This window comes from Bacillus sp. FSL R5-0431 (assembly GCF_038002985.1).
In the GTDB taxonomy this organism is placed as follows: domain Bacteria; phylum Bacillota; class Bacilli; order Bacillales; family Bacillaceae; genus Bacillus.
Window position 1 is genome coordinate 2,744,194 of record NZ_JBBOOG010000001.1, and the last position, 19,476, is coordinate 2,763,669.

At 41.8% G+C, this 19,476-nt stretch carries 26 protein-coding genes; 4 read left to right on the plus strand and 22 right to left on the minus strand.

The genetic code is table 11. The features are described 5' to 3' along the window. Positions 1 to 3 precede the first annotated feature (3 nt). The 4 genes from MKZ03_RS14185 to MKZ03_RS14200 are packed head-to-tail and all read right to left on the minus strand — an operon-like array spanning position 4 to position 5,415. Positions 4 to 672 carry a LysM peptidoglycan-binding domain-containing protein gene (locus tag MKZ03_RS14185; protein WP_003213616.1) on the minus strand — a complete coding sequence of 223 codons (669 nt, stop codon included), beginning with the start codon at positions 670 to 672 and terminating at the stop codon, positions 4 to 6. Next, a complete protein-coding gene (locus MKZ03_RS14190) occupies positions 665 to 4,795 on the minus strand; it encodes a transglycosylase SLT domain-containing protein (protein ID WP_445662027.1) in 4,131 nt (1,376 codons plus the stop codon). The genes MKZ03_RS14185 and MKZ03_RS14190 overlap by 8 nt, the downstream gene beginning before the upstream one ends. Next, on the minus strand, positions 4,796 to 4,933 hold the full coding sequence (locus tag MKZ03_RS14195; protein WP_095285871.1) for a hypothetical protein: 138 nt from the start codon (positions 4,931 to 4,933) through the stop codon (positions 4,796 to 4,798). A 41-nt stretch (positions 4,934 to 4,974) separates the two neighbouring features. Beyond that, entirely contained in the window at positions 4,975 to 5,415 is a 441-nt protein-coding gene (locus tag MKZ03_RS14200; RefSeq protein ID WP_334750349.1) for a phage tail assembly chaperone, read from the minus strand. A 152-nt stretch (positions 5,416 to 5,567) separates the two neighbouring features. Here MKZ03_RS14200 and MKZ03_RS14205 point away from each other — a divergent pair, with 152 nt between their 5' ends. Next, a complete protein-coding gene (locus tag MKZ03_RS14205) occupies positions 5,568 to 5,657 on the plus strand; it encodes a putative holin-like toxin (protein ID WP_081311383.1) in 90 nt (29 codons plus the stop codon). A gap of 292 nt (positions 5,658 to 5,949) precedes the next feature. Here the strand turns inward: MKZ03_RS14205 and MKZ03_RS14210 are convergent, their stop codons facing one another. The 18 genes from MKZ03_RS14210 to MKZ03_RS14295 all read right to left on the minus strand — a co-directional run bounded on the left by MKZ03_RS14210 (position 5,950) and on the right by MKZ03_RS14295 (position 17,204). Further along, positions 5,950 to 6,393: a phage tail tube protein gene (locus MKZ03_RS14210; protein ID WP_003213309.1), complete on the minus strand. Its 444-nt coding sequence runs from the start codon at positions 6,391 to 6,393 to the stop codon at positions 5,950 to 5,952. Between the two features lies 1 nt (position 6,394). Continuing rightward, positions 6,395 to 7,741 carry a phage tail sheath family protein gene (locus MKZ03_RS14215; protein WP_307500144.1) on the minus strand — a complete coding sequence of 449 codons (1,347 nt, stop codon included), beginning with the start codon at positions 7,739 to 7,741 and terminating at the stop codon, positions 6,395 to 6,397. Positions 7,742 to 7,744: 3 nt separating this feature from the next. Continuing rightward, complete coding sequence (locus tag MKZ03_RS14220; RefSeq protein WP_003212736.1) at positions 7,745 to 7,957, minus strand: hypothetical protein; 213 nt, start codon at positions 7,955 to 7,957, stop codon at positions 7,745 to 7,747. Next, a complete protein-coding gene (locus MKZ03_RS14225) occupies positions 7,944 to 8,399 on the minus strand; it encodes a phage tail terminator family protein (RefSeq protein ID WP_341032191.1) in 456 nt (151 codons plus the stop codon). Before MKZ03_RS14225 ends, MKZ03_RS14220 begins: the two co-directional genes overlap by 14 nt. Before the next feature lie 4 nt (positions 8,400 to 8,403). Continuing rightward, positions 8,404 to 8,901 carry an HK97 gp10 family phage protein gene (locus MKZ03_RS14230; protein WP_034659743.1) on the minus strand — a complete coding sequence of 166 codons (498 nt, stop codon included), beginning with the start codon at positions 8,899 to 8,901 and terminating at the stop codon, positions 8,404 to 8,406. Further along, complete coding sequence (locus tag MKZ03_RS14235) at positions 8,898 to 9,254, minus strand: YqbH/XkdH family protein (protein WP_034659744.1); 357 nt, start codon at positions 9,252 to 9,254, stop codon at positions 8,898 to 8,900. The genes MKZ03_RS14230 and MKZ03_RS14235 overlap by 4 nt, the downstream gene beginning before the upstream one ends. Beyond that, entirely contained in the window at positions 9,251 to 9,634 is a 384-nt protein-coding gene (yqbG, locus tag MKZ03_RS14240; RefSeq protein WP_034659745.1) for a protein YqbG, read from the minus strand. Before yqbG ends, MKZ03_RS14235 begins: the two co-directional genes overlap by 4 nt. A gap of 13 nt (positions 9,635 to 9,647) precedes the next feature. Continuing rightward, positions 9,648 to 10,571, minus strand: a complete 924-nt coding sequence (locus MKZ03_RS14245) for a phage major capsid protein (RefSeq protein WP_341032197.1) — start codon at positions 10,569 to 10,571, stop codon at positions 9,648 to 9,650. 22 nt (positions 10,572 to 10,593) lie between these two features. Next, positions 10,594 to 11,682: an XkdF-like putative serine protease domain-containing protein gene (locus MKZ03_RS14250; protein ID WP_341032198.1), complete on the minus strand. Its 1,089-nt coding sequence runs from the start codon at positions 11,680 to 11,682 to the stop codon at positions 10,594 to 10,596. Positions 11,683 to 11,720: 38 nt separating this feature from the next. Next, a complete protein-coding gene (locus MKZ03_RS14255; RefSeq protein WP_341032201.1) occupies positions 11,721 to 13,178 on the minus strand; it encodes a phage portal protein in 1,458 nt (485 codons plus the stop codon). Continuing rightward, positions 13,175 to 14,476, minus strand: a complete 1,302-nt coding sequence (locus MKZ03_RS14260) for a PBSX family phage terminase large subunit (protein ID WP_307500687.1) — start codon at positions 14,474 to 14,476, stop codon at positions 13,175 to 13,177. The genes MKZ03_RS14255 and MKZ03_RS14260 overlap by 4 nt, the downstream gene beginning before the upstream one ends. An 8-nt stretch (positions 14,477 to 14,484) precedes the next feature. Beyond that, positions 14,485 to 15,129 carry a phage terminase small subunit gene (terS, locus tag MKZ03_RS14265; protein WP_307500152.1) on the minus strand — a complete coding sequence of 215 codons (645 nt, stop codon included), beginning with the start codon at positions 15,127 to 15,129 and terminating at the stop codon, positions 14,485 to 14,487. Positions 15,130 to 15,281: 152 nt separating this feature from the next. Further along, the gene (locus MKZ03_RS14270; RefSeq protein ID WP_307500153.1) at positions 15,282 to 15,800 is read right to left on the minus strand and encodes a sigma-70 family RNA polymerase sigma factor; all 519 of its coding nucleotides are present in this window, start codon (positions 15,798 to 15,800) and stop codon (positions 15,282 to 15,284) included. Between the two features lie 119 nt (positions 15,801 to 15,919). Next, a complete protein-coding gene (locus MKZ03_RS14275; RefSeq protein WP_034659753.1) occupies positions 15,920 to 16,126 on the minus strand; it encodes an XtrA/YqaO family protein in 207 nt (68 codons plus the stop codon). After that, positions 16,123 to 16,521 (minus strand): hypothetical protein, encoded by a 399-nt coding sequence (locus tag MKZ03_RS14280; protein WP_034659754.1) that lies wholly within the window; start codon positions 16,519 to 16,521, stop codon positions 16,123 to 16,125. The genes MKZ03_RS14275 and MKZ03_RS14280 overlap by 4 nt, the downstream gene beginning before the upstream one ends. A 50-nt stretch (positions 16,522 to 16,571) precedes the next feature. Beyond that, positions 16,572 to 16,814, minus strand: coding sequence for a hypothetical protein (locus MKZ03_RS14285; protein ID WP_334750369.1), 243 nt, complete (start codon positions 16,812 to 16,814; stop codon positions 16,572 to 16,574). After that, positions 16,792 to 16,944 (minus strand): hypothetical protein, encoded by a 153-nt coding sequence (locus MKZ03_RS14290; RefSeq protein WP_162839377.1) that lies wholly within the window; start codon positions 16,942 to 16,944, stop codon positions 16,792 to 16,794. Before MKZ03_RS14290 ends, MKZ03_RS14285 begins: the two co-directional genes overlap by 23 nt. Further along, positions 16,941 to 17,204, minus strand: coding sequence for a helix-turn-helix transcriptional regulator (locus MKZ03_RS14295; RefSeq protein WP_034659755.1), 264 nt, complete (start codon positions 17,202 to 17,204; stop codon positions 16,941 to 16,943). Before MKZ03_RS14295 ends, MKZ03_RS14290 begins: the two co-directional genes overlap by 4 nt. A gap of 158 nt (positions 17,205 to 17,362) precedes the next feature. Between MKZ03_RS14295 and MKZ03_RS14300 the strand changes: the two genes are divergently transcribed. The 3 genes from MKZ03_RS14300 to bioB all read left to right on the plus strand — a co-directional run bounded on the left by MKZ03_RS14300 (position 17,363) and on the right by bioB (position 19,448). After that, entirely contained in the window at positions 17,363 to 17,740 is a 378-nt protein-coding gene (locus tag MKZ03_RS14300; RefSeq protein ID WP_307500155.1) for a helix-turn-helix domain-containing protein, read from the plus strand. 199 nt (positions 17,741 to 17,939) lie between these two features. Then, positions 17,940 to 18,290 (plus strand): hypothetical protein, encoded by a 351-nt coding sequence (locus MKZ03_RS14305; protein WP_034659757.1) that lies wholly within the window; start codon positions 17,940 to 17,942, stop codon positions 18,288 to 18,290. A gap of 162 nt (positions 18,291 to 18,452) precedes the next feature. Further along, positions 18,453 to 19,448 (plus strand): biotin synthase BioB, encoded by a 996-nt coding sequence (bioB, locus tag MKZ03_RS14310; protein ID WP_034659758.1) that lies wholly within the window; start codon positions 18,453 to 18,455, stop codon positions 19,446 to 19,448. Positions 19,449 to 19,476 lie beyond the last annotated feature (28 nt).

Sequence of the window (19,476 nt, forward strand, 5' to 3'; positions counted from 1 at the left end):
CCCCTATTGTGGTATTTTTAACCTTTGTCCAGGGAAAATCCAATGCCCCGGCTGCTTAATATTGCGTTTGCTACGTTTAATCATCGCTAATTTATTGGCATTCCAAATACGCCGCCATTTTGTACTGTCGCCATAAAATCTGCCTGAAATGGCCCATAGCGTATCCCCTTTTTTGACGGTGTACATTTTTGGTGGTGTTTTTGAAGGCCTTTTCTTTTTCGTTTGTTTTGCTTTTTTCTTTCGTTTAATTTTCCTAGGCGATGCGGTTTTGTATTCCTTTAACTCGATCGTAAATTCACGATCGCCAATATCATATGACCCTTCTTTATGGGTGAAGCTTTCAATGCTGCACGTCATATTGATTTTTGTCCCCGTTACAATCAGCCGCACAGACTTCTTTGAACGCATCATTCGTTCTATTTTCGCTATCGCATTCTCCGGTGATGGAATGCTTTTATATTCAGCAATTGGCGAATATTTCTTAGGAAATAATGAAGTGAATGATACTTGCTTAGCCGATGGGACATCAATAAAGGTCAGTTCTCCAAAAGAAGCAACCTTTACCGTTTCATTTTGTACGTTATTTGTGATTTCAAGTTCGGATGGAAGGACAGGGAATCGCAACTTGTCCTTTCCTTGGGAAATCCACAATTGATACACTGATTTACCCATCGATCACGACCCCCTTCGTTCCTGTATGAAGCTCTACTTCCAGTTCATCTACGAGCATTTGTCTAATTTTTTCGACAAGCGATTGCTGATCTTGTCCATTATGGAAATGCTGATCCCCATTGAATTGAATGATAATTTGCTTATTGCCTGACGCTGTTGTACCACTAGAAGAATGAGCTGAGGTGACTTGCTGCATTTGTGATTCTGGTAAAGGTGCAGACGCATTTGCTGGGTCATATACTTGCATCCCAAGTGCCTTGGCTGCCTGCGTTAATAAATATCTCCCCCGAATCCCTCTTTCTTCAGGAATAATCCATTCGCGTTTGTTTCCTTCTCCGACTCTAGCAACCTGCTCCTGAGTAATCAGTCCACCATTTGCGTAGCCTTTATAAGGCCCGCCTCTTCTCATACTTCGTAATCCCGGTGTATTGAAGACTGTTCCATATCTGCCCTTAATGTAGTTAATGGCTGCTACGGCATTATGAATTGGGTTCCAAATGTCATTCATACCTTTGCCTTTATTGGAGTTAAACGTCGGTCCAATGGTTTGCATTAAGCCTTTAGAAGGCGTTCCCTTTTTAGCGTTGGAATCCCATAAGTTGATTGCTTTCGGATTTCCATTCGATTCATGCTGTGCAATGGTCATAAGACCTGGAAGCCAGTTCATCGATGTGCCAGTTGCCATGAGAGCTGCCATGAGCCATTGCTGAACACTAAGACCTGAAGCCCCCATACCATTGAAAGCTCCGATTAATGAACCAGCCTGATTTTCAGCAAACTTTTTCACATCCACTGAGTCGAGCCCTTTAACGACACCGATCGATGCAAATTTCCCAAGACTCATCATGACGCGTGAAGGGGAATGAATGTCTAATTCCTCTCTAAACGCCTGCTCTACTTTCTTCGCCATTTCTTTGGCAGCTTGTGTGACTTCACTTGCTTTTGAACGCATGCCGCTGTTAAAGGCATCCATCATTCCTGAGCCCCAGCCTGGTGAGTCTTGTTTTGCTTGCAGGAATGGTTGTTTGATGTGCTGATCTACGTATTGGCTAGTACCAACTGATGTGGCATTTTGACCTGTGGCAAAACCATTAACTGTTCCAGAACCCCAAGTTGGTGATGCTGTCATCACTTGTTGGTATGGTGCTTTTACACGACTTTGCAAAAAGCTGTCTGTTCCTGTGGGTGTCACCTGCTGACCATTCGCAAAAGCAGCAACTGTTTGCTGACCATACTTACCTGAGTCTGAGGTCAATTGAGCAAAAGGCTGCTGAATATTCTTTTGCTTCCATTGATCAAGTGTAATCACTTTTTGATTTAATCCTTGTTCAAAATCCTTATTAAATTGCTCGCCTATGCTGGAGGCTTGAATGTTTCCAGTCATCGAGACAGATCCGTCTATTGAACCGACAGAAGATGCTGAAGCTACTGCTGTAGGAGCTGGAGAGCTTGATACTTGATTTCCAGCTGCTCCGCTTGGCATAACAGACATTCCAAGATGAGAAGCAGCCTGAGCAAGCAGCATCTTCCCGCGTCCTCGGTTATTTTGAGTTGGAATAACAAATTCGTTACCTGCTTCTCCGACCCATGATAAGGTTGGCTGGGTGATATAACCGCCTGTAGCTTTTTTGTCAGGGTCTCTTCCTAATACCTTATTCACTACTAAATTAACAGCACCGCCACCCATATCAAAAATCTTTTTAACCCAGTCAAAAGCTTTAGAAAAACCCTCACTTATGGCACCTGCTACTTTTACGATCGGTGTCTGAATATTATCTTTAAACCATTTGGATAATCCAGCCCATATATCTGTCACGACTTTATAAGCTTCTTCAAACTTTTTACCGAAACTGTCTTTAATGGTTCCTACCGTATCTACAAGTGGGTTCCATACATTTTCCATAAACCAAGACGAGACAGTTCCAAAGATTGATTGTATCTTTTTCCATGCATTTGATAATGCTGTCCAAATCCCTGTAGCGACTGTAACGACTGTGCTGCTTAGCGGTGTCCAAACGTTTTCAATAAACCAGCCTGCAACTGCACTAAATGTCTCTTGAATCCATGTCCAGGCATTCACTAAACTTGACCAGATTGTCGTTGCTACCGTAACGACTGTGTCGCTTAGCGGTGTCCAAACGTTTTCAATAAACCAGCCCGCAACTGCACTGAATGTTTCTTGAATCCATGTCCAGGCATTGACTAGACTTGTCCATATGGTCGTTGCTACTGTGACGACTGTATCGCTTAGTGGTGTCCAGACATTTTCAATAAACCAACCTGCAACTGCACTAAATGTTTCTTGAATCCATGTCCAGGCATTGACTAGACTTGTCCATATGGTCGTTGCTACTGTGACAACCGTACTGCTTAATGGTGTCCAGACATTTTCTGTGAACCAACCCGCTACTGTTGACCAAACTTCGACAATTTGATTTTTGATTTCAATGGCTTTTTGGCCAATCTTTTCAAATCCGCCGCCATCAAACCATTTTCCAATTGTTTCACCGATAGATTCTCCGCCCATACTTCCAGCGATGCCGCCTACTAGACCGCCGATGGCTGTACCTACCCCTGGAACTACGCTTCCAATAGCTGCACCTGCTGCAGCACCTGCCATCCCGCCAGCGATGCCGCCTCCAGTCGTACCGATCTTTTCACCAGCATTTTCTTTGTTCATACCGATTAGATTTGTTGCACTAAGTACACTTCCTAGAATAGGTACTTTCTTTAATAACTTGCCGCTCCCTTTACCTATATTTTTCACCGCATCCCCTAATCCACTTAACCCCTTGCTACCTTTCACTAAACCCGTAAGTCCGCCAGCTGAAGCTGCGATACCCGCACCTTTCTTTAGTCCACTAGGGATTTTTCCAAATAATTTACCTGCATTTGTTTTCAGTTTCCCAAATCTACTTGGAGGTCTTCTATTCATTTCGGCCCTTGATGTAGCATTTGGATTTCTTGTCTGTCTTGGTGAGCGACCATTTCGATTTTTAGTTTTAGTAGATCCTCCCCTGCTTAAACCTCTTGCACAACAGGGGCAACAACTATTGCGAAACAAGCCTTTTCCACCTCGCGGCTGAGGTTTCGTTTTGGTAGCTGGATTTGATGGTGTTGATGTTGGTGCTGTTGTTGGTGCTGTTGTTGGTGCTGTTGTTGGTGCTGTTGTTGGTGCTGGAGTGGCAATTTCACTTGATTGATCACTTGCACCAAAGAGACGATCTAATCCAGTCTTCACCAATTGATCTAGTTTTTCTTCAGGATTAAATTTAATTTTCTCTTTAATTCTTCCGATCACGTCTTGCTTGTACTCTTCTATTTTATTTTCAACCCAAGGAAGTGCCTTTTCATCCCAAAACTTTCTAGGACTCAATTTTTCCTTCACTTTATCTGCAACATCACCTGCATATTTTTGAATTTCACTTAATCCCTTATTGGCAAGGTTCTGGAGCCAGCTCTGTTTAGGATCTTCCGTTTTCACTGACGGACTAACAGCCTCAGGCTCTTTTTTTATGTTTTGTTCTTTCACAACCGACTCAGCCTGATCTCGTTTTTTCAACTTACTCTTTGCATTGTCTTGAACAGACACTCTGATTTCGTGTTTAGACATCGTCAAGCTTTTGAGTGTCTTTTTGATTCGTTGAATTGCAGCGGTGGCTTGGTCAACCATGTTTAATCTCATATAATACGTTCTGTTCATGAGCTGAAGGATAGATTTTTTGATCGATGACATTTTACCTGACAATTGATCGTTTAGTTTAAACGTCAGCAGAATGGGGCTTGTTCCCGCTTGTTTTAAACGGTTTATGCTGGATTTAATGACATCTAGTCCCTTCGCTTGAATGGATATGACCAGATGATTTGGGAGCATATTTAACTGATTGTTTAATGCTTTTAAATCACGATAGATTCCCTGGTCCAGCCTCATGGAAAATACTGAAATTTTCCGAAGCGATAAACTGAAGTTTCTTAACTTCTTTTCATCTATTTCCAGGTTTATTTTCACTGGTTTTCTAAATGGTTTTAGCTGCTTCTCAAACGTTTGAAATCGTTTTTGAATGCGCATAAGCTTCTTCGATACTTTGTCTTCTAATTCAAATCGTGCAGTGAGTTTCGCCAATTATTTCCCTCCTTTCTTTGCTTCTTTTTCTAGCATGTCGAGTTTGTAGCTGATGAGTCCGAATAGGAATGCTTTGAACGGTCTTGGTGATTCGTATAAATCTAGGAGTTCAGATGGGGAGTAGTGAAGCTCGTGCATGGCGTAATATAAAAACACGGCTTCTTTATCCCCATCTTTTATTAGTTTTTTGCTGCTTCTTCTAAATCTTCAATTTCGTCTTCGAATCCGTTGATTTCAATGGCTTTGTTTAACCAGTTCGCATATTCACCGCCAACTGACAGGACGCGTTTTGCTACTTCAACTGGATCTTGTGTGCTGTAGGCTTCCCTTAATTCCTTTGAGCGGAAATCTGGATAAATGGTCGATTCAATCGCAATTCGTGCGTAGAAGCGCTGACTGTCTAAGTCCTTTACGCGGCCTCTGCCTTTGACATTTTTGAAGGTCGTATTTTCTTTTTCCAGTTCATCAATGCGTTCAGTTGTAATGGCTTTAAAGACAAAAGGAATGACATTCCCTTTTTTATCAACAAAACGCTTAGAAATCGGTACTTTGACCTCTTCCGCTTCTACTGTTTGTCCTGGCATAAAAAATGAAAGATCAAATGTTTGTTTTTCGGTCATGTTTAAAAACTCCCTTTGTTATGTTTTTTTGAATGCAAAAAAGCACATCCATTTTTTGAATGTGCTTTCCAATCTTTTCATGTATAATTTAATTTGTACAATTGAATGGCTTGCTCAAGGGTGTCTGGCTCATCCCCGATAGGAAGGGGGTGATGCTCATGTCAACATTTCAAGCGCTTATGTTAATGCTTGCATTCGGGTCATTTATCGTTGCCCTGTTGACGTATATAGACAAAAAATAGACTCCCCTTGAGCTTTGGACGGTTGAAGGGAAAGTCTATCCTTAAAACTATCTAATTGATTAGCCAGCCCCTTGAGGGCCTCATTGTACATTGCCGGGATGTTGACGCATCCTGGCTTCTTTTTATTTTATGCAAAGTACTTTGCATGTAAACATATTTCTAAGAAACTTTTTGGGGTTACACAGTAACTCTTTTGTAGCTACTCTGTAACTATGAAAAATTATACCATATCGTTGAATAAAATAAAAATAACATATATTTTCGTCATTCGTAATGCCTTTTTCAATTGTAATTAGAAAGAATTCTTCAGCTTTTCAGGAAGATCAAAGTCCTCGAACGTAAACGGAACTTCTTCTTCAAGCGCCTCTGAATCAACATCCAATCCAGCGATTTTAGCTGAATCAAAGTTGACATCAAATAATGTCACACGCTCAGTGCCTCGGCCTGATGACTTATCGTCAATTACAGCCTGAAGAGTGAAATATGGGTCTTCCCCTTTTTTCACATAGTTGAGCATTAATTGAACGAAACGTGACGTGACTTTATAGAATGTTGCCGTTCCTGTTCCGTTTGCCCCTGTTGTTTTATGACCAGTCATTCGGCGGCCCATCACATTGACTTCTGATTTGTTTTTCTCCACGTTTGCTTCAAACGTTTTGATAAAGGCAAGCTCCTCACCTTCTAAGAAAAGACGACCTTCTTTACCTGAAATTGTATTTTGCGCTTTAAAAGCCATCTTACTTCACCTCCACATTGAAATAGAATTTTTCTGCTGCATCTACTGGTTGAACCGCTAGATCGATGATAAATCCATCACGATCTTCATTGAGACCGATCACGATATCTGTTTCTGAGTTAAAGCCTGTAATGCCGCTGCCATCTTGAAGCTGTGTGAGATACTGAGTAATCAGTGTTTTCACAAGCTGCACCCCATCATCTGATGCTGGAATGTCATTGCCATTGGCTTTGCGTAATTTAATCAGATTTTTTAATTCGAACGTCAAATCATTGTTGATCGCATCAAGCACACGAATGATTTTGTTTTTCGCCATTTGCTGGTTCTTTTCAGCTGTAAAGCTTGTCAAGGAGTTAATATCTTTTTCAACACTCACGGTACGATCTCTCGCATCAAAGGTGAACAGGAACTCCCCTTGTGATAATCGGTATTCTACTTGATCATTATCAAGGCGTTCTAATGTATCCACTGCTCCTTCGTATTCTACGAAGGTCAGTGACTGATTGAAGTTTGCTCCTGCACTTGCCCCTGCGACCCATGCTGTTGCTTGAGCAGGCGTTAGTTCTGTTCCATCTTCCAGCACAACACCGCTTGTCACATTGATGATGCCTTCTTGGTCAGCTGCATAGTTGGCCACAACTCCTTGCACCTTACGTCCTTGCTTATCACGTAAACGCTCGATAAAGGAAGCGAAGGTCGCTTTTAATTGCTCACTATTATCGATCGGGAGAGCAATGACATCAAAGTATTCTGTTTCTGCTGCTTCTAGGAAAGCTGTATAATCTGCGACACTTGCCACACCATTTTTCCCGCCGCTTAGTGCCACGCCAGCTGTGATGACTGCTTCACCTTCACCAGAAAAATGAACATATTTGTTTTTCACAAGATCTTTGACATCCGTGACAACCTGCTTATCGACAATATCTGTTCCAAGATAAGTGATGACGTCACGCTTTGTGCTATCAAGTACATTTTCTGCCACTTGTACAGTGATCTCATTTCCTTTTAGACCGCCATAATTGGCTGTGACCACAAAATTTTCAGCGATTTCGGCTTTGGCCGTCTCCCCTTCATTTAGGCGGTAAAGCAAGACCGTTTGTGCTTTTTTCTTTGCTTCACGGAAAAGAAGAAGTGACTTGTCATCAATGTTGAGTCCAACCTTTTTATTTAAGTCTTCCATATTTGAAACGGAAATAAAGGTTTTTGGTTCTCCCCAGCTCATCACAAGAGGAAGTGCCACCGTACCTCGATCGCCTAAAGTAATTCGCTGCTCTGCTGTTGTTTTAAAATTAAAGTAAATGCCAGGACGCTTTTTCTCTGTACCTGGTGTAAATGTGCCTCCGTTCATCCTTTAAACCTCCTTGGACAAAAAAGCATCAATGTGCTTTTTCGCTTCTGTTTTTGTAATTGGTTGATGTTTGATATAAAAAAGAGCACCTTCAAGGATTTCTGGTTTAACCCCAAAAAGATCCTTACTGTGCTCTTTTAAGGCTTCAAATGAAAAGCCAAATTCTTTTTCTTCGCCAGCTGTTTGAGCGGGCTCTGCTTTTTTAGTCTTGCTCACGTTTGATCACCCCATCTGAAAAGTTGATATCTTCAAGGCTTGCTTGTTTGTCCCGGTTGTACCAATAGCTGCTATCCCACGTCAGGACAATCGCTGCTACGCCTTGATCTATCATTCTTGTTTCCACTCTTTTTATGCGGACATAATCATCAAGCACCTTTCCATCTTCACTCATCATCTGAATCATTTGACGATCAGCAAGCAATGCATCAACAATTGTTTCTGCTGCGTCATGCGCTTTTTCTGAATCCATATGAAACACTTTCACTTGCAGCGAATAAGATTTCATAAACGTAGATACCGTATCTGGACCGCTGATGACTCTTACGGGCGGCACATAAACGGATGGCACTTGAAAACGCTCTGGCAAAAGTCGATCATACATTGTCACAGGAAAGTGTGTGTAAATATAATGCATGATTGCCCCGACTTCTTGATTCATTTCATCACCTCCCAAAATGTCGATCGAACCAGCTTTGAAGCTTTCGATCCAGCGACTGTTCAAACATCTGCTCATAGAGCATGACAGCATGATCCCAGTAGCCATTTCCATCTATCCATTGAGAGGCAAGCATCATTCCTGTCTTTGCATTCGGATCATATTCAAAGCGGCTGCCAGCCCATCTGCCAGGCACCCATCTTCGCTCTCCACTTGAAGAAGTAGCATGTCCGTCATTGACATAGGAGGCATATTCAAGCTGCGTTCCCACTTCAAGCGTGAGTCCACCTTTTGACATAAGAAAATGATTCTCCTTGTCTCCTTGCGTAAAGGAGCTTAGAAGCCGGCCTGTATCGACAGCATTCTCCTTGATTAGCTCATCCTGAATGATGTCCAAAAGTTCTAGGCCCATGTCTTGTAGCCAATCTTGATATTTTGCCTTTAAGCCGCCGTCACACGCTGTTTGCAGCTGTGAAAGCAGCCGGTCAAGTCCATCAATTTTCATAGATTTTCCTTCCTGACTGCCATCACTTCAATGTGATGATTTTTCACTATTTTGGGCTGCTGCAACTTAAGTGAGACGCCGTTCCACACCATTTTGTCATGCAGGCGAATATCACTTGCTAAAGGGAAATGGACAAGATAGGACTGATAAATAACTGTATTCGGCTCTTCTTGCACAAGTGACTGATTCTTTTCTATGACATAACAAGCCAGATCTGTCAGGCTAGGAGCATCAGGATAGGAAAGAGTCATTTGTAAGTCATCAGCTGGAACCCCGAATTTTCCTCGGGAAGCCTCCTGATGTTCAAGGTGAAAAAGATCACAGCGGTCTGTTAATAAAGAGTGATAACTCATAATGATCTCGCCTTTAATTTGGTACTGCCGCCAGTTAATGATGGTTCAATGTAATCGACAAGCAGGGCATATACATAAGGTTTGCCTTTCACTTGATCAGCTGCCTTCGCATATGAATAATCACCCATTTTTTCTGACGTAAAGCCTTTCATCATAGATTCGTCATCATTCAGCATGGCAAAATATTGGGCCATTTTTAATAATGCGATTCTTGCTTTTTCAGGAAGGGGCTGATATTTTTCGCTTGAGAAATCATGACCTACGATCTGAAATACCGCAGCTTCGGCTTCGATAATATCTGCTGTCAGTCTTTCTACAGAGCGATTTTTCACACGCTCAAATACAGAATAGGCTTGTACTTCTTCAGGAGAAATAATCATGGCCTGCCGTCACCTACTCTTTCACTTTCATCACTTTTGCTACAGCATCCTCTTCCTCAAATTTGCTGTCTAGCTTCGCTGTCAGGACAATAATAAATTTACGGCTGCGAATATCTTTTTCTACTTCAATTCGAATATTACGAGAAAAACCTACGATAATATTTTTAGGGTGTGTCAGCAAAATATCTGATACGTCTGTTCCCACTTCGTCATATGGCTGCATATTGGCAAGACCTTTGACCGGCACACCGAATGCAGAAGAAAGTCCGCCTTGAATGACCGCATCTCCGAGATTTGTCTGACGGTTTGCTACTTGATCCTTCCACTCAACCTCTAAACTTGGGGATGTGTAGAAACGGAAATCCTGAGGTACACGTAAATATTTTGACGGCATCGCTTTATAGGCTTGTTTAAACATTTGGCGGCTAATTTCCGCTCCATTTGCATCAACAATATGAGATACTGCTTGTTTTCTCACGCCATCCATTTGGGCTAAAAATGGATCTGATGAAGTCGTATCCCCATTGACGATGAGCTCTTCAATATCGACCGCCGCTCGTTCAGCCAGCATTTGCATAATTGTCTGCTGGATTCCGTCTTTTTCAATATTGTTTTCAATGCTGTCGTAGGTCATGTGAATCTCTGCAATGACCTCTTTCGCATTTAGCTGGACAGTGCTTGTCGCTGGGACAACACGGTCTTTTGCATCAAGCGCTTGGCCTTCTTCTGCTGGGCGCAAAATACGCTGGCCAAAGCCGATTTTTTCGATTTTTTGTGAATCACTTTCCATCGGAATGATGCGTGCATCATTTAAAACGGTTGGTGTGTTTTGCATCATTCTAATGAATGTGTTGGATTGGGTTGCGTTCATGAGACCGCCGGTTTTTAAGCTGGCAAGTGTCATTTCAGCCTTGCGAATCAACTCTTGATTTCTCACACTGTTTCCTCCTTATTTAGGCTTATAGTAAGCCATCCCATATGGGTGTTGTCGTGTCGTTTTGTGTATCGTGGATTGTTTGTTTTGACATGCCCCGCGCCTTTTCAAGCATGTGAATTCGTTCTGAAATAGGCAAAAGCTGCTGCTCAAGCACTTCCTGCACCACTGCTTTTTCTCTGCTGGCTGATTTCTCTAAGGAAGAGAGCTGCTGACGAATCGGTGCAACGACTTGCTCGAGCACTTTTTGGACAGGTTCTTCCCCGGTTTGATCTGTTTCTTGTTGTTCAGCCTGCTGTAAGACGTTTTCGATGGCCTTTTTTGCTTTTTCGAGCTCTCGTACTTGATCTGTCGTCAAAGCAGCATCTTCCTTTTGTACGGCGGCTGGCCTTTCACCAATCGTTTGAAGTACATCCTCTGTCTTCAGGATGTCCTGCATGATTGGAATGAGCTGTTCTAAGGCAGCTCTTACATCCGCCTCATCACCATCACTTGACTGTAAGGTTTCCAGCAGATGGTCTAAAACGTTCCAAAATGGTTGTGACATGTTTGCACCTTCCTCTTTTAAAAAGAAATTTTTCAGCAAAGAAAAAAGCCCTCTCTCATTCGTGCCTTGAGATAGAAGCTGATCTTGTTCTTCTATGGCGACGATGTCCGCCGTTCCAGCCATTGAATAGCCTGTAATGTGGCCTTTTTGAATTTGATCCCAAATCTCTTGGGAAGCCTTTGTCACAAGCACCCAAGATCCTTTTCGAATCAGCTCCCCGCCCACTTCAACATCAGCCGGAGCAATATATGATTCAACCACTTCGCCAACACCATCCTGAAAATCATGCTGCTTGTCAATATGACGGGCATCCTTCATAAAGCCGTGTGCCGCTCTTTCAATTTCCTTGGCTGTCATAAAGTCTTGATGTGCATCAGGCGTATTCGGTTCATACACGACACCGTACACGAGGCGATGAGCATCTTCAGCCTTTGTTAGGACACTGACCTCCTTTTGAAAGTCAAGCCGCTTTTTCTTTGCTTTCATCAAAAAGAATTTCTTCTTGTTCGCTGCTTTGTCCACGTAGGAAACATGCGTAATTTTAGCGTTTTTTAGTTCTCTTGGCATATGTTCACCCCCTTTCAAAAAAGTGCACGCGCTTCTGTTTATTTCGTCAGCTGGTCCGGCTCTGGTTGAGGCTTTTCTTCAGCTGATTTCATGCGGCTTTCTAAAGGTCGGTGATATAGTTCCTCAGGCCATTCCTCTAACGTTTTTCCGAGAATTCTTCCTGCTAGATCGCGCAAATCGTTAGGTGACACTGCCCCAGCCTGAATAAATGGCGTCAGTACTTTCGCAATCTCTAATGGGTCTCTAAAATCAGGGCCATTTAATAGAAAACGGACATGCCAAATATCAAGATCCGGCAGGAAAAGAGTATTGAGTTTTCCTGTGATGAGATGCCGTTCCGGCTGAAATACCTGCTCTTCTGTTGTTTTACGCGCTGTATCTGCTGTCGCTTTGTTATAGTCTTGAGACTCACCTGTGTAAATTGGCGGAAGGCGAAACGCCGAGCGGATTTTGTTTCTTGTTTTTTCATCGTATTCTAAAAAAAGCGCATCTTCTTGCAGGATCTCGGCTAGAGATTTGAAGTTTACTTTGACATTTGAGACATCTTCTTCTCCCGTTAACCCTTTTTCTGTTGGTAGACCTTCAACTTCAAGCAATAGAAATTTATGTGCATGATCAGATCCTTCAATATCGTCCATATAATCTTGGAGCTGCTGATAGGAAGACTCTGACAGCATGCCATTTTCGACAATGATGGCGCCTGGTACATGCCGCCCTTGTTTAAAATAAAGGTAGTTCAGCTCCTCTGCCTTGCGTGCTCCGTACATATTGACGATGTTGCCAATCCAGCGGGGAATCCCATATGTTCCACTGCCAATTTTAAAATGAATCACTTCTGTTGCGCGAAGCGACTCTGGTGTAGTGTCATCGTATTTGCCTGTTTCACAGTGCAAAATGCGCGGATCACCATACTCCTTGAAGAAGACTTTCTTTTCGTTGATCACCTGCACATATTTGCGGAATCGTTTTTTTCGATTCATTGTCTTCAATTCGCCATTTTCTGTGTAACTGAATTCGACGTCGACTGGCTCACTAAGCTTGCAAATGCGGATATGAAGCGCATCTAAATACTCGATTCCGGCCGGCTTTCCTTGTCCATCTCTCAGCACCTCTAAAAAACCATTGCCCGTTTTCTCTCGGTCTTCGAGGACATAGCCAAGAATCACATCAGCGGACTCATCATAGTTCATGTACTTCGTAAACTCTTCAAGTCTTGTCCATTCCTTTTCTGCGGCTTTCTTTTTTGCCGGTTTTACACCTTCTGCATTAAAGTCAAAGGCATATTCCACTCCAAATCCAAAGCCTAAAATATTCGTTTTGTACGCATCAATACATTGCTGAAGAATGGTTGAATATTCTGCCATGCTTTTTAATTCATTGATGTTGTAAGGCGGGGGAACAATGTCATCTTTTTCATAGGAAAATTCATCTGCATACATTTGTTTTGTATGATCAGACATGTTTGCCTTCATAATCGTTGCTTTCAATTGTTTCATTGTATGGACCTCCTCTCTCTGTTTGGGCGGACACGCTCCGAGGCGGTCTGTTTCAAATCCGTCACTTCATAATCATCCAGCGCATACCAAATGGCTGATAATGTGTGCGGATCGATTTGAAATGCATCTTCCTCTAAACGGCCATCCTTATCTGCCTTATAGGTCAGTGATTGAAGTTCATAGATTGTGTACGGACAAGCATCAGAGCAAATGATTTTCTTAAACCGTTTGATCTTTTTTGTATACTGCAAACGGGAGCCTTGATATTTATGTGCTGCCACCATTTGAAATCCACGCTGCCGAAAATAGTGAATGGTTTTAGGCTCAGCTGCATCAGCTTTGATGAGTTCCTTTGATTCAATGAACTCTTTTAGATCAACGGCTGTTTCATCATCTGTTTTCCCGCGGTCGTAATATTCCCAGTAAATATATAAGTACTTTTTTTCATGATCGACGGCTAATCGAATGAGCGCATTGTATGATTCAACAAATCCAAAATCCATGCCTGCTCGTTTCAGCGGCCGGTCAATCTGGTGAATCGCTTCTAATACATCAGAATGATTTCTTACCTCAAATTGAGGAAAAACCTTTGTGCCATTGATGCCGAAATAGCCCTTCCTCGCAATTCGATAGAGGTCTGGGTCGTATTCTTTCAGCTCATCCAGCTGCTTCACATAGCTTTTAGGGAGAAATAGATTATCTTCCGCTGTGGAGTGATGATAGTACGTATCTCTGATCACAACGGTGCGCTTTTTGTATAAGGTTTCGTCATCTAGGACAAATCGCTTCAGCTGTTCATCTCGAAAGAAATGTCTGTACGTCCAATTATCTTGACCAACAGGATTGGTCGATAACATCATATAAAGCGGTAAGGACGGATGCCTCAGCCTTCCAAGCAGCTCTTTAAAGCCTTCATAAGAAACCTCTGAACACTCCTCAATCCAAATGATCGAGATGTTGTTGATCGATTTCAATTTCTCAGGCTTGTCCAGCCCTTTGAATAAGATGCTGCTGCCATTTCGAAACGTCAAGGCAAGCGGCGAACTGCGGCACTTCACCACATGACCGATGCCAAGATCGCTGACGATCTCTTGTAAGAGAGAAAATGTTGATTCGCGGTGCGTATCATATACTTCTCGAATGACAAGTGCTGTCCGTTTTTCTTCCAGCAGCTTTAAAATGAGTTTTAACGCAATGTGATAGCTTTTCGAGGAGCCGTAGCCGCCTACTAAAAATTGAAACTTTTGATTCCAATCGAATAGAAAATGTTCAAAGTGAGGATTGACTTCTTTTTCAATCAATGACGTCATGAGTTATCCTCTTTTCGCTTGATCATGATGTGAAGATCTTCCTCTTTTTCTTCGCGCACTGCTTTTTTTGTTTTTTCGATGGTCAGTTCAATTTGCTTTAGCCTTAATCTTCGTTCATCCTTCGCATGTGCGAGCTCTTCAAACTGTTTAATGAGACGCCTGAGCTCTCCCATTGCACGGGATTGGGCATTTAAAAAGGTGGCATGCCGATCCCACGAAAATTGAAACGAATATTCTTCTGTGCTGGTTTCTTGTTCTGGCTGAATGCCTTCTACTGTTTCTTCTAATGAAGAAGGCATGTATGCCGCCTTTTTCAGCTCTTTGATCATGTCATCTTGATCTGACACATACATGATGCGCTGCGCCCGAATAATGGCAGCATATTGAATTTGAATTTGATCCCAGATTAAATCAAGCGATGTACGCTCGGCCATTTTCTCCATGATTTCAATTGTTTCATCTGAAAGAAACTGATTGAAGATCGAGTGTGCCTGCTTTGACGAACCTTTTTGCCTTTGCCATCCGTATCGTCTTTTCCATGATTTCACGGTATGGATCGAGACATTGTAATGATCAGCAATTTGCTGGTACGTCATCCCTTTCATATAATCTTGCTTGGCTCCTATCTGTTTATCTTTCATTTACATTCACCTGCCGCCTCCTTTTAATTCGAACGATTTCCTGTGAAGGAATCATTTGTGTAGGGCTAGCAAACATCCGTTTGGTCTTTCTAACTATAGGTGGCAACTGTAAGACAAGTTTTGCTCCATTTATTTTGTAAAAGAAAAAACGCCTATTCAGCTGCTTCGAATAGGCGTTCTTGTACTTTTTTGGACATCTTTGTCCGAGCTCTCTCCATATGTTTTTGGACAGTTCCTTTTTTCACATCCAGCATAATCGCAATCTCGCTAAACGATAATCCTTGTGTAGTGTGCATGAAGAATACGTCCTTTTCTCGATCCGTTAAAACGGACAAGGCTTCGTCAATTCGTTTCTTGTCCCGCTCACTGAATTCTTTTTCATTTTCTTGGATGAGTGTATATTCATGTGATAAAGCCTCTAACACTTCTGGATTTGCTAGAATGGTGCGCTGATAGACTGAACGTCTGTCTAATCCTCTGCGTGCACCTGGCTGCCTGCCGATTTGAAGCCATTCCACGACGTATTCGAGATCGCTGACCATACTGGCGATAATTTTTTTATCATGCTTCTCTTGATCTGACAGCTGTTTCTCTTCTTTTTCTCTATATGGTTCATATCTTTTTCTAGCATCCTTTAATGCTCGTTTGTATTCGATGAGTAAATCTTGCATATTGGCTCTCTCCCTTTTTTAAGAAAATAAAAAACGGACACCAATCAGTCCCCTTTTCATAGGGTCTTGATCAGTGTCCGCAGGCTTTCCGTCTTGGACGTATTATGTTGTGTTGTGATCTAGCTGATTTTAAAACCAATCTCGTGATCTACTCTTGCAAAGTGACCTTTTGCCGTTTGAATAATGGTTTTTCCATGTTCAGGTACATCCAACTTATAAGCCGTTCCTACATTCCCATCTAACACGATGACTTGAATTTTTCCTGTTTCCATCTCACCGACAAATGTCTGGTTTTCTTGAATGAATAATTGTTTTGGCTCGTTCATATGCTTGTCTCCTTATTTGGTGAGGATTTCGTGCCATCACCTATCGTATTTAAAATGATTTCAATTCTTGGACGCATACTATAAAACTGGGAAACTCTTAAATCGACAATCTGTAGAGGGACCTTATCCGCAATAGAATGAAGTGCTTCTTGAATATGTTGTAGTCTTGGCTGAAAGATGCTGACGTGCACCGGGCGTATCAAACCTTTTTCTGCGTATGTACGCTTGTTTTGACAGTCAGCTATGTCAAGCGGCATGTCGTCAAATAAGCGAATCTCGAGTGATAGTGCGCCTTTTATTTTATGCGGGCATTGTGCTTTTGCAGCTGCTCGTATTCTTTTTATCAATGTATCTTTTGTTAAAAACTCTGCCTCAATGATAAAATGGATGACCATGTTAGGATCTCCCGTCATCCTTTTCAAACTGACGGATGTCTTGTTCGTTTTTACTCGCTTTGAGCAAGCATTTGAGGATTGTCATAATTTGCTTCCATCGTTTCACGTCGCCTTGATTCCTCCTTTTTTGCTTCAGCGACCTTTGCCGCCAAGAGGGTCATGTATGTTTGCTTATCTTCTGCTGTGGAAAAAACAAACACCGGTTTCTGGTGATGAAAGGTCATCCAACCGCCGGCTTGGACTAAACAAAGCTGCGCTTCCTTTCTGGCATCAAAAATCATCTGATGTTTCATCTTCTTCAAATCCCTCCAGACTATCCTCAATCTCTGTTTGATATCCATAACGTTTCATGTCATATGACCAGTAGCTTTTTGGATATCCAAAGTCATTCATCTGCGCTACCATTGGATGTTCAATATTCATTTTGTGCGTCTCCCCTTTTCTAAGAAATGCTCTTCCTTTAGAGAATTACTCATTTCGTGTAACTTTTGGTCAAAAAAAAGCTCTTGAACACCCCTATTCAGCAGATCTGCAATATGCTTTGCGATTTCTAAGCTAGGCTTCGTTCTGCCCATTTCTATATTTGCATAGCCGCTCGTATACTTATATCCTAATTTTTTCGCCATATAGGTTTGTGTTTTTCCTTGTAATATGCGTTCTTCTCGTAAATGTTCAAGTTTCATCTTTCCACCTCTTACTCAATATGTGTAAGTTATATTCATCATGATAATATACACGAAACGAGTAAGTCAATCATTTTTTATTCTTTTTGTGTAATTATTTATCTTTTCCGTGTAATTCATGATAAAATTTACTCATAACATGAAAAAAGGTGTTTCCAATGGATAATTTGACTGGAAAGATTTTAACTGAATTAAGAGAGAAGCATGGATGGAGCAAGTCAACGGTTGCTAAAAAACTCGGATTAAAGGCGATGTCCACTTATGCAAATTGGGAATATGGCTTGAGAAAGCCTGACGGTGAGATGATTGTGAAAATCGCCGAGTTATATGGGGTCTCAACGGATTATCTTCTCACAGGTAAGGACAAAGGCGGAACTGATGCCGACCTTTCAGACGATCCTGATTTGCAAATTGCGTTTAAGGCTGCCTCCGATTTTTCCGAAGAAGCACGAAGACAAACCATCGATTTTATTCACTACATTAGAGAAAAAGAGAAGCAAAAAGGCCGTCAGCCAAAACAGCGAGACGACGATTGATGATCTCTTTTCATAAAGCTTTACATTGCTGGGATGAGCCCAGCTTTTTTTTATGCCTCTTTTTCCCCTAAAAAAGAGAAGGCATATGAATAATATATGACAATTTTCACCATAAATACTCTTTTTTCTACGTAATTTTATTGACATATAATTCTATTATTAATAATATATGTATATACCAAAAAAAGGAGTGTTACCGATGAAAAAATTAATGAAAGCTTGTACATTGTCTTTAGCTGCTTTAGGTGCTCTTACGTTCTTCCAAACTGAAGGTGCTCATGCAGCTGCACAGCCAAAAGAACCAGTCATAGCAAAAGCTCCTATTATGAATAAAGTAATTACGTTGACCCGTACGCTTCCTGTAGGTTCTTCGATCGCCGTCTCTCTTCCAGCAAGCCAAATTACTGTGACGGGCGCAACTTATGCGATTCAATTAGATCAAACAGCTCCAAACTTCACTTGGATTCGTGCCGTACAACGTGGTTCAGTGACGGTTTCTTACTATAATTCACTTGGAGAACGTGTGATTAACTATATTACTGTTCGATAAGCCATATTGCTTTACATATGAAAAGGCGATGACTTCATGATCATCGCCTTTTTGTGTGTCTACATGTATATTCATAGACTTCATTTATCCAATGCTTGCCAACGACCATCTCTTATGTTAACTTTTAATAAAAATAAGTTAACATAATGAGAGGAGCTTATGATGGGAAAACAAATATCTTTGTCTTGGGAAGCGATGGCGGAGAAAGCGCTGAAAAATGAACGGATCACGCTGCAAGAAGGTCTAGACATTCTTGCAGCTGACGATAAAGAATTATTATCTATGATGCATGCAGCCTATCAAGTACGATTTCATTTTTTTCAAAACAAGGTGAAATTAAATATGATTTTTAACGCAAAAAGCGGTTATTGTCCTGAAAACTGTGGTTATTGTTCACAGTCGATCATTTCAAAAGCACCGGTTGAACGATATACAATGCTTGATCAAAAAACGATTGTGGCTGGCGCGCGTGAGGCGCTCAAGAGAAAAGCGGGGACTTATTGTATTGTCGCAAGCGGCAGAGCACCTTCTCACAGAGAGTTAGATGAGGTGACGGCAGCAGTAAAAGAGATCACTGAGACCATGCCTTTGAAGGTGTGTGCATGTCTTGGGTTATTAAATGAAGACAAAGCGAGGCGGCTGAAGGAAGCAGGGGTTCATCGGTATAATCACAATATCAATACACATCAAGATCATCATGCTCACATTACGACAACTCATACATATCATGATCGTTTGTCGACCCTTGAGGAGGTCAAACAGTCCGGCATGTCACCTTGCTCAGGGGTTATTATTGGGATGGGTGAAACCAACCAGCAAATTGTTGAAATGGCTTTTGCGCTCAGAGCCCTTGATGCGGATTCAATTCCAGTCAACTTTCTTCATGCAATCGAGGGAACACCGCTTGAGCATCAAGAACGAACACATCCGATCAAAGCATTGAAAGTGTTGGCGCTCATGAGGTTTGTCAATCCAACCAAGGAAATTCGAGTATCTGGAGGCAGAGAGTTCAATTTACGGACGCTTCAGCCGCTTGCCCTTTATGCGGCAAATTCCATTTTCGTAGGCGATTATTTAACAACAAAAGGCCAGCAAGTCCAAACGGATCATCACATCATTGAAGATTTAGGTTTTGACATAGAAGAATGTGCGTTATAAAAAAAGTCTGCCGGTGAATCGGCAGACT

What these genes read in the sequence shown, in the direction of transcription:
- MKZ03_RS14185 (WP_003213616.1), bottom strand. Translation starts at nt 672, where the DNA reads ATGGGTAAATCAGTGTATCAATTGTGGATTTCCCAAGGAAAGGACAAG.
- MKZ03_RS14195 (WP_095285871.1), bottom strand. Translation starts at nt 4,933, where the DNA reads ATGCACGAGCTTCACTACTCCCCATCTGAACTCCTAGATTTATACGAA.
- MKZ03_RS14200 (WP_334750349.1), bottom strand. Translation starts at nt 5,415, where the DNA reads ATGACCGAAAAACAAACATTTGATCTTTCATTTTTTATGCCAGGACAA.
- MKZ03_RS14205 (WP_081311383.1), top strand. Translation starts at nt 5,568, where the DNA reads ATGCTCATGTCAACATTTCAAGCGCTTATGTTAATGCTTGCATTCGGG.
- MKZ03_RS14210 (WP_003213309.1), bottom strand. Translation starts at nt 6,393, where the DNA reads ATGGCTTTTAAAGCGCAAAATACAATTTCAGGTAAAGAAGGTCGTCTT.
- MKZ03_RS14215 (WP_307500144.1), bottom strand. Translation starts at nt 7,741, where the DNA reads ATGAACGGAGGCACATTTACACCAGGTACAGAGAAAAAGCGTCCTGGC.
- MKZ03_RS14225 (WP_341032191.1), bottom strand. Translation starts at nt 8,399, where the DNA reads ATGAATCAAGAAGTCGGGGCAATCATGCATTATATTTACACACACTTT.
- MKZ03_RS14230 (WP_034659743.1), bottom strand. Translation starts at nt 8,901, where the DNA reads ATGAAAATTGATGGACTTGACCGGCTGCTTTCACAGCTGCAAACAGCG.
- MKZ03_RS14235 (WP_034659744.1), bottom strand. Translation starts at nt 9,254, where the DNA reads ATGAGTTATCACTCTTTATTAACAGACCGCTGTGATCTTTTTCACCTT.
- yqbG (WP_034659745.1), bottom strand. Translation starts at nt 9,634, where the DNA reads ATGATTATTTCTCCTGAAGAAGTACAAGCCTATTCTGTATTTGAGCGT.
- MKZ03_RS14250 (WP_341032198.1), bottom strand. Translation starts at nt 11,682, where the DNA reads ATGCCAAGAGAACTAAAAAACGCTAAAATTACGCATGTTTCCTACGTG.
- MKZ03_RS14255 (WP_341032201.1), bottom strand. Translation starts at nt 13,178, where the DNA reads ATGAAACAATTGAAAGCAACGATTATGAAGGCAAACATGTCTGATCAT.
- terS (WP_307500152.1), bottom strand. Translation starts at nt 15,129, where the DNA reads ATGAAAGATAAACAGATAGGAGCCAAGCAAGATTATATGAAAGGGATG.
- MKZ03_RS14270 (WP_307500153.1), bottom strand. Translation starts at nt 15,800, where the DNA reads ATGCAAGATTTACTCATCGAATACAAACGAGCATTAAAGGATGCTAGA.
- MKZ03_RS14275 (WP_034659753.1), bottom strand. Translation starts at nt 16,126, where the DNA reads ATGAACGAGCCAAAACAATTATTCATTCAAGAAAACCAGACATTTGTC.
- MKZ03_RS14280 (WP_034659754.1), bottom strand. Translation starts at nt 16,521, where the DNA reads ATGGTCATCCATTTTATCATTGAGGCAGAGTTTTTAACAAAAGATACA.
- MKZ03_RS14285 (WP_334750369.1), bottom strand. Translation starts at nt 16,814, where the DNA reads ATGAAACATCAGATGATTTTTGATGCCAGAAAGGAAGCGCAGCTTTGT.
- MKZ03_RS14290 (WP_162839377.1), bottom strand. Translation starts at nt 16,944, where the DNA reads ATGAATATTGAACATCCAATGGTAGCGCAGATGAATGACTTTGGATAT.
- MKZ03_RS14295 (WP_034659755.1), bottom strand. Translation starts at nt 17,204, where the DNA reads ATGAAACTTGAACATTTACGAGAAGAACGCATATTACAAGGAAAAACA.
- MKZ03_RS14300 (WP_307500155.1), top strand. Translation starts at nt 17,363, where the DNA reads ATGGATAATTTGACTGGAAAGATTTTAACTGAATTAAGAGAGAAGCAT.
- MKZ03_RS14305 (WP_034659757.1), top strand. Translation starts at nt 17,940, where the DNA reads ATGAAAAAATTAATGAAAGCTTGTACATTGTCTTTAGCTGCTTTAGGT.
- bioB (WP_034659758.1), top strand. Translation starts at nt 18,453, where the DNA reads ATGGGAAAACAAATATCTTTGTCTTGGGAAGCGATGGCGGAGAAAGCG.